Raw genomic sequence first — 7205 nt, forward strand, 5'->3', positions numbered from 1 at the left:
CGCAAAGCTTGTAAATCATACAAAAAAAGTTAATGTGACATTGTCAAGATATTCAATTTTTCTTTTTTATAAAACGACCGTAAAGCCATATTCCTTCCAAATGTGACGAATGATTTTACCGGATTAAAGTGATTAACATTGAAACTTCGTGTTAAAGAGCTTTTAACGGAATAAAAATCTCCCGCAATTCTTCGAATACCCTGCAAGAGCTCTTCTTGAGTCATTTTCAATGGTTTAAAATTAACATTACCCTCTTCATAACGAGACCAATCATACGATGTTATCCTCCCATCTTTTTCCAACCTTTCGAATAACCGCGTACCAGGATAAGGCGTAACAATACTAAACGATACTTCATCTAAACCCCATTCATTCATCGCCTGAAGCGTCCTATCAAATATATCTACAGTATCATCATCAAAACCAAACATGAAGAACCCGGTCACATCCATACCATAATCTTTAATTTTTCTAATAGCTTCACCATATTCCTCGACTTTATTTGTTCTTTTACCCGCAGCATTAATATTTTCCTGAGAAACAGATTCAATACCTATATACCATCTCTCAACTCCAGCCTCATTCGCAAGCTGTAACAATTCATCATCTCTAGATAAAACATTGATGTTTCCGAAACAATGAAATCTCTTATTTAAAACAGCCATCTCTCTAAATAAGGATTTTGTATAATTAGGATTAATAGTTAACGAAGCATCTGCGAAAAATAATGTTTTAGCTTTAATCGTTTTCATTTCATCAATTACATTTTTTACTGGCCTCCCTCTAAAACGAGCACCTTCCACCTTTTGCATTGCACAAAATTCACATCCAGTTGGGCATCCACGTGATGCCTGAATAGCCTTCATAAGTGTATACGAACCTATATCATGTCGAGCAGCAGGAATAAACTCAGGCTCTACTAGTCTATCTGCTCTATAGAATGATTTAAGTTTTCCATTTTCTAGATCTTTCAAAAGTTGAGGCCAAGTAAGCTCCGCTTCACCTATTACTACGCTATCTGCATGCTGTTTAGCCTCCTCTGGTAGTAATGAAGCATGATAACCACCAAAGACAACAGGAATACCTCGTTTTCTAAATTCATCTGCAATTTCATACCCTCGTAAAGAATTATAGGTTAAGCAGGAGATACCTACAAGATCATAGTCGTTATTGAATTTGACTTTTTCATAACGCTCATCCACAATTTTTATTACATGCTCTCTGGGAGTTATAGCTGCTATTTGTTGAAGAGTCAAAGAAGGATATGAAAATCTGGTGAAAAAACGTCGTTTCCCAATAGTATGAGGCATTATTAATATTATTTTCATTTTTATTCTCCTGTTTATCCATATTTTAAGATTAACAACAACTCATTTTTATACATAATTTATATATTAATATTTCCATTGAGTTCTTTATCTTGATTTACTATATTCCATTTTTAGACATATATAGATTTATATCTATTTCTTCATAAATTCTACTTAAACAAAGATAAGAACATAAGATATAGGAGTGTATATTTAACATTTTTTATAAGACAAAAAATAGCATCAAAACAACTACCTACACATCTTAAAACGGTAACAATATATGACAAAACTACGGATTTTTAAATATAATCAAACGAAATCTAATATTTATCAAGTATTCTATAACCTTCTTCAGGTTTAACATGTGATACAACAATTGGTGCAGGTTTCCCTGAGTTGGGATCACCTTTGATTTCCTCCACTTCTCGCACTGTAATCATTACTCCAGGTCCAGTCTTTTCCTGATAGATTTTTTTAACACCTTCCGCAATTTCATCTACCGATGCCCCTATATGACGAAGCTCCTCATCAATAACTAGTAAGATTTCAATTTCATCAATTTTCTTTTGCACCACCTGATATCGTTTTACTTTAAACGTTTTGAGATCATGAAGAACTGGCTCAATAAAACAGAATGCACCTGGCGGGAACACTTTCCCACTCGGTAGTACAATGTTCGCTTTCATACGCCCTTCAACCGGCTTTTTAAAGATAGGATTTCGTAGTCTACAACTACAGTAATCTCGATCGCCAAGCGTAACCCAATCCTCCATCCCAGTATATCGGACTATCGGAGTACCCCTCCCCCACAGTCGCGTGAGCACGATGCGCCCTCGTTCACCAGGAGATATTAAATTCATCTCGGAATCAACTGCTTCAACGTGAAAAAAATCAGAGTGAATATGCCAACTTTTCTCCTTACATTCAAATGCAATACAAGCCTGCGCTTCAACCGATGGGTAGATATTTAACATGGGACAACCAAAAGCATCCTCAACGTACCGTCTTGTATACTCATCGAGGATATCGCCACCAACCTGAAGCAGAGCGGGCTGTACATTTTCTCCAAAACCTTTCCTCTTTAAAAATGCCAAATATTGAAACAACGCAGGGTACGAAATGATTAAATCAGGTTTGAACACATTCAATCTATTCATAATACTTGCAACAGGCTCGTTAACATCTATATTCAGAATGTTTTCCAATGAGTAAAAATGCTGTAACTCTGGCAGGAAATGCTGTTCAACAACGCTATCAATACGATAACGATTAAAATTCCCGATATGAGCAAGGCGTATCTTCCTCAGATTTAAATGAAAATACTGCATCTGTACAAGAATTGGTCCTATTGAACGAAGCATGGTTGGAAAATCAGTATAAATAGAGACCGGTTTCCCCGATGTTCCTCCCGTACACACGACATAGCTTTTTGCCCTATTATAATGCACTGGAACAATACCATCGGGAAAATTATCTATCAAGTCTTGTTTTGAAATAAAAGGAATTTTTTTAATATCATTTATTCCTCTTATGTCACTTGGGTGTATGCCTGCTTTTTTGTATTTTTTATGGTATAGTGGTACATCATATGCATATTTTATTATTCTTCGTAAAGCCTTATCTCGATACCGCTCAAGTTGTTTTGGACTTAATCTTTCCATCCTTTTTGGATCTAGTATATAATTCTTTAGAAATGATAATGATATGAGAGGATTAAACAGTTGATTCATACGATCTCAACATTGTTTTAGCAGATGTTAACATTTTATGTATTTTATTATTTTTTAAAAATTTCGTCTCTGTTCTCCTCAACAACAGGATAACCGTCGCCCTTCTGTACATCTATAGGAATTCTATCATGGACGAATACAGGAAGCATATTTTGGATTCTAACTAACATAGTTGTTAAAACTGGAAACTGGATTATTTTCTTTCCTCTTTTGATACCTTTTATAATTATCTCTGCTGCTTTTTCTGCTGATATAGAACCTGGTCTATAATAATTTTCTAGCATTGGGGTTTCAACAGAACCTGGCTTTATTGTTACAATGTTTATATTATATTTTTTCTTAGCCTCAGCCCTTAAACTCTCCATAAACCAACTCAGTGCTGCCTTGCTAGCACCATATGCACCCCAACCTGCTACTCCTCTTCTATCTGGTAAAGTAGATACAGCTGCAATGATACCTGATTTTTGGTGTTTCATGATAGGAAATAGGGATTCTATAAAGTAAACATTACCTAAAAAATTGATCTCCATAGAATCCTTAATTATGGTGCTATCCAGGGTTTCGATAGGATTGGGTGTCAAAACACCTGCAGTTAATAGGGCAACATCTATTCTGCCAAATTTTTTATGAGTAAACTTAACAGCTTCTTCCACATCTTTTTTGTTTTTTATATCACATTTTTTGTAAATACATTCAGTTTTATCGATGCTTATTTCTTCAGATAATTTTTTAAGTCTTTCTTCTCTTCTAGCGAAAAGTGCAAGATTACATCCTTCTTTAGATAACTGTCTTGCTATTTCTCCACCCATGCCACCTGTGGCTCCTGATATCAAGACGACTTTCCCTTTGAAATCCATTTAATCACCAATCTCTTATGTTCTAAAAGATTATATATCTCATATTTTAATTGCCTATAGTAATTTTTTATGCCATCAAATAAAGTTATATCTGGAGTAGTCATCTAATACTTAATTAAATAATTTATGATTAGATTAATAAGTTATAATAATCCAACCAAATAATAATATTAATCTAGAAGAAATAAATATACAGTGAGTTTATTGTAAACTTTAAATACATTAAAAGAGTAATAAAATGAACAAAGCAGATAATTTGGATGAAAAACTATTAGTTGGCTTTTTTCCCCTCTTCTTTAATCTAGCTGAAACTGGCCGTGCCATACTTGTTGCTCGTCGTTACATGGAATTAGGTGGAAGAGCAATATTCTTCAGCCATGGTGGACGGTATGAATACTTAGTTAAGGACCTCGGATGCGATATCATCAGAGTCAACCCTCTTTATACTGAGGAATCAGTTAGGAGATTTGAGAGCATTTTCCGAGGGGAACAAAAAGGGAGGACACCTTATACAAAAACATTTTTACGAGAAGCCGTTAAAAACGAAATCGCTGCGTTCAAAAAAACAGGGGTTAAAATGATAGTTTCATTCGCTAACCCTCAATGCTCTATTTCTACTAGGGCACTAAAGATACCTCATGTGGTTGTAACACCAGGTCTAGGATCATTTCAATTTTCAATCCCTGATTATCTCGAAAATACGATTACCCGTCTTTTCCCCCAAAAAATAAAATTGGTTTTTCTGAACTGGTATCTCCCAAGAATAAAATTTATTTGTAATAAATTTAATAAGGTTGCAAAAGAATATAACATCAAACCATTTAAAACAGATTGGGATGCGGTTTTTGGAGATGTAGCTTTAATAACGAATTTTTTAGAATTCATCAATATTTTCCCAAATCAACAACAATTCCCTTCTAAAAACTACATCGGTATCATTATTCTAGAAGAGTTATTTGCAGATACCTTCCCCGCACAACAAGTTAAACAGTTTAACATGGAGATAAAAAAACACCTTGAAAAACCTGGGAAATCAATTCTTCTTTCTATGGGTAGTAGCGGAGAAAAAACCTTCTTCCTTAGAATCTTACAAACTCTCAACAAAACACCCTACAATGTTATAGCAGTATATACAAACATTTTGAAAGAAAACGAACTCCCTAAGTTAAATAATAATATTTTAGCTAAGAAGTTTGTACCATCTATAAAAGAATTGCATAAGATGGTGGACTTGGCAATTATCCATGGTGGACAAGGTACAGTGTACACTGCAGCATATGCTGGAAAACCTATTATTGGATTTCCTATGTTTTTAGAACAACATTTGAACCTTGAAAAAATGGTTGGACATGGAGCAGGTCTTATATTGTCTAAAAAATATTTCAAAGAAAAAGATCTATTGAATGCAATTGAAAAGATTTTTAACAATTATGATACTTATTTACATAACGCGCAAGTATTATCCCAAAGGTTACCTAAGCCTAATGGCGATAAAAATGCTGCCCAACGCCTCATTGAAATCATCAAAAGTATAGAAGAAAAAAATAATATTAAAAAGTAAAAGACGAAGAACAATATGATAAAAAAAGATACAATACAAGATAAGAAACGCCAGTTTTTCATCTATGGATACTATGGTTACAAGAACACTGGTGACGACGCTATGCTTTACGCTCTATTAAATGAAATAAATAAACATTTCCCAAATGACGTTTTTGTTGTTTGTTCCGCAACGGAATCGATAGAGATACCACTAGAAATGAGAAAAAAAGTCAAAATTGTGAAACCAAAGATACCTACCTTCCTTTTTGAACTAAAACGTTCATCTTTTTTTATAGTTGGAGGTGGAACTTTTATTTTTGATTATTCAAAAAGTAAATTAATAAATATTTCGAACTTATTAATTTATTATTTAGGGATTCTGCTCTTTGCTAAAATATGCTGTAAAAAAATAATTTTCTTATCTATAGGAGTAGGAGATGTTTCTACACGATTGGGACGATATATTAGAAAAAAAATATATAAAACTGCAGATTATATAACTGTTAGAGATAGCTCGTCATTACAACTGTTAAACGAAATGCACATTAAAAATAAAGTAAAATTATCATTTGATCTGGCGGCTTTTCTACCAACTTTTTCATCTAAAACAAAATTTCAACATTATGGAAAGATAATAGGCGTTTCCATCCTACCTTTTTACTTATTTTTTCGTGATAGTAATAAAAATGATATTATCATGGTCGACAAAATAGCAAGATCATTGGAGATATGGCTTGGAGAAAACACAAAAAATACTGTGTACCTTTTTCCATTACAAGGAAAACAAGAAAGGTCTTCACGCAATGACGAGGACATTACAAAATTATTATATGAAAGATTAAAACACTCAGGTCGTGTAAAGTTGTTTTCATATCACCCCGATCCAAGAAGAATTATATCTGAGATAGAGAAGTGTGATGCAATTTTAGGTATGCGTTATCATGCATCATTGTTTGCTTGTCTAACAAAGAAACCTCTGATAATGATAGATTATTCAATAAAATGTACAGCCTTGGCTAAGGATTTTCAAATTCCGAAAAATGCAACGATATCACCAAATGAAATTTTAGAAGGAAAATTGGATAGTTATATTAAAAATTTGTTAAAAAACCCAGAAGATTTTCTTTCAAAGACTCCAGCTGAATTGTTACAAAAACGAAATTTTTTATTTGATGAAGAAATGCTTGAAGCGCTTTCTTGAAAATCTAATTTTTTTAAAATTTTTAGATTTTTAATCATCGACTTTATACAAGCAGAAGATATTTCTTTTCGAATACACATCAGAATTCTGGTTGGTAAATAATCAAAGTTTTTCTGTATTTAGTATGTAACATTAATTTCCGGGCAAATTCACCTAGGATTGAAATCCTTCATTTTGCCCAATTATCTTTGTCTCTTACTAATTGTAATTTCAAATGACGCGGATAACATTTTTCTCAGGAGGAGAAGATGTAACCTATCATCACAATGTAGACCAGATATTTCCTCCTAATTTAGACAACCCTGCCATAACCAACGATGTTACCGATCTGACTTGACATTACAGATTATAAAATTTTATAAATATCACTGAATTATAGATAACATCTTACATACTATAATATGAAAAATTGATAGCGATGAAATATAAAAATCTAGTGGTTGTCAACTTAGCACCTCGTAAAATGATACATTGACACAAAGCAATCAATCCACTGTTGAGTGCTATCAACAGTGGCATTATACGGCCAATTTCTATAAAACAATTTTATCCGATGCTTCAA

At 33.2% G+C, this 7205-nt stretch carries 5 protein-coding genes; 2 read left to right on the forward strand and 3 right to left on the reverse strand.

Going from position 1 to position 7205, the window contains the following annotated elements:
• Positions 1-29: 29 nt before the first annotated feature.
• From QHH19_06060 to QHH19_06070, 3 genes are all read right to left on the reverse strand, one after another.
• Positions 30-1328, reverse strand: a complete 1299-nt coding sequence (locus QHH19_06060; GenBank protein MDH7517890.1) for a radical SAM protein — start codon at positions 1326-1328, stop codon at positions 30-32.
• 305 nt (positions 1329-1633) lie between these two features.
• Entirely contained in the window at positions 1634-2974 is a 1341-nt protein-coding gene (locus QHH19_06065) for a hypothetical protein (protein ID MDH7517891.1), read from the reverse strand.
• Between the two features lie 116 nt (positions 2975-3090).
• Positions 3091-3900, reverse strand: a complete 810-nt coding sequence (locus tag QHH19_06070; protein ID MDH7517892.1) for an SDR family NAD(P)-dependent oxidoreductase — start codon at positions 3898-3900, stop codon at positions 3091-3093.
• Positions 3901-4138: 238 nt separating this feature from the next.
• Here QHH19_06070 and QHH19_06075 point away from each other — a divergent pair, with 238 nt between their 5' ends.
• Both QHH19_06075 and QHH19_06080 read left to right on the forward strand, forming a co-directional pair.
• The gene (locus QHH19_06075) at positions 4139-5461 is read left to right on the forward strand and encodes a glycosyltransferase (GenBank protein MDH7517893.1); all 1323 of its coding nucleotides are present in this window, start codon (positions 4139-4141) and stop codon (positions 5459-5461) included.
• A gap of 15 nt (positions 5462-5476) precedes the next feature.
• Positions 5477-6643 (forward strand): polysaccharide pyruvyl transferase family protein, encoded by a 1167-nt coding sequence (locus tag QHH19_06080; protein MDH7517894.1) that lies wholly within the window; start codon positions 5477-5479, stop codon positions 6641-6643.
• Positions 6644-7205: the final 562 nt, after the last annotated feature.

The organism is Candidatus Thermoplasmatota archaeon, assembly GCA_029907305.1.
Classification (GTDB): Archaea; Thermoplasmatota; E2; order DHVEG-1; family DHVEG-1; genus JARYMC01.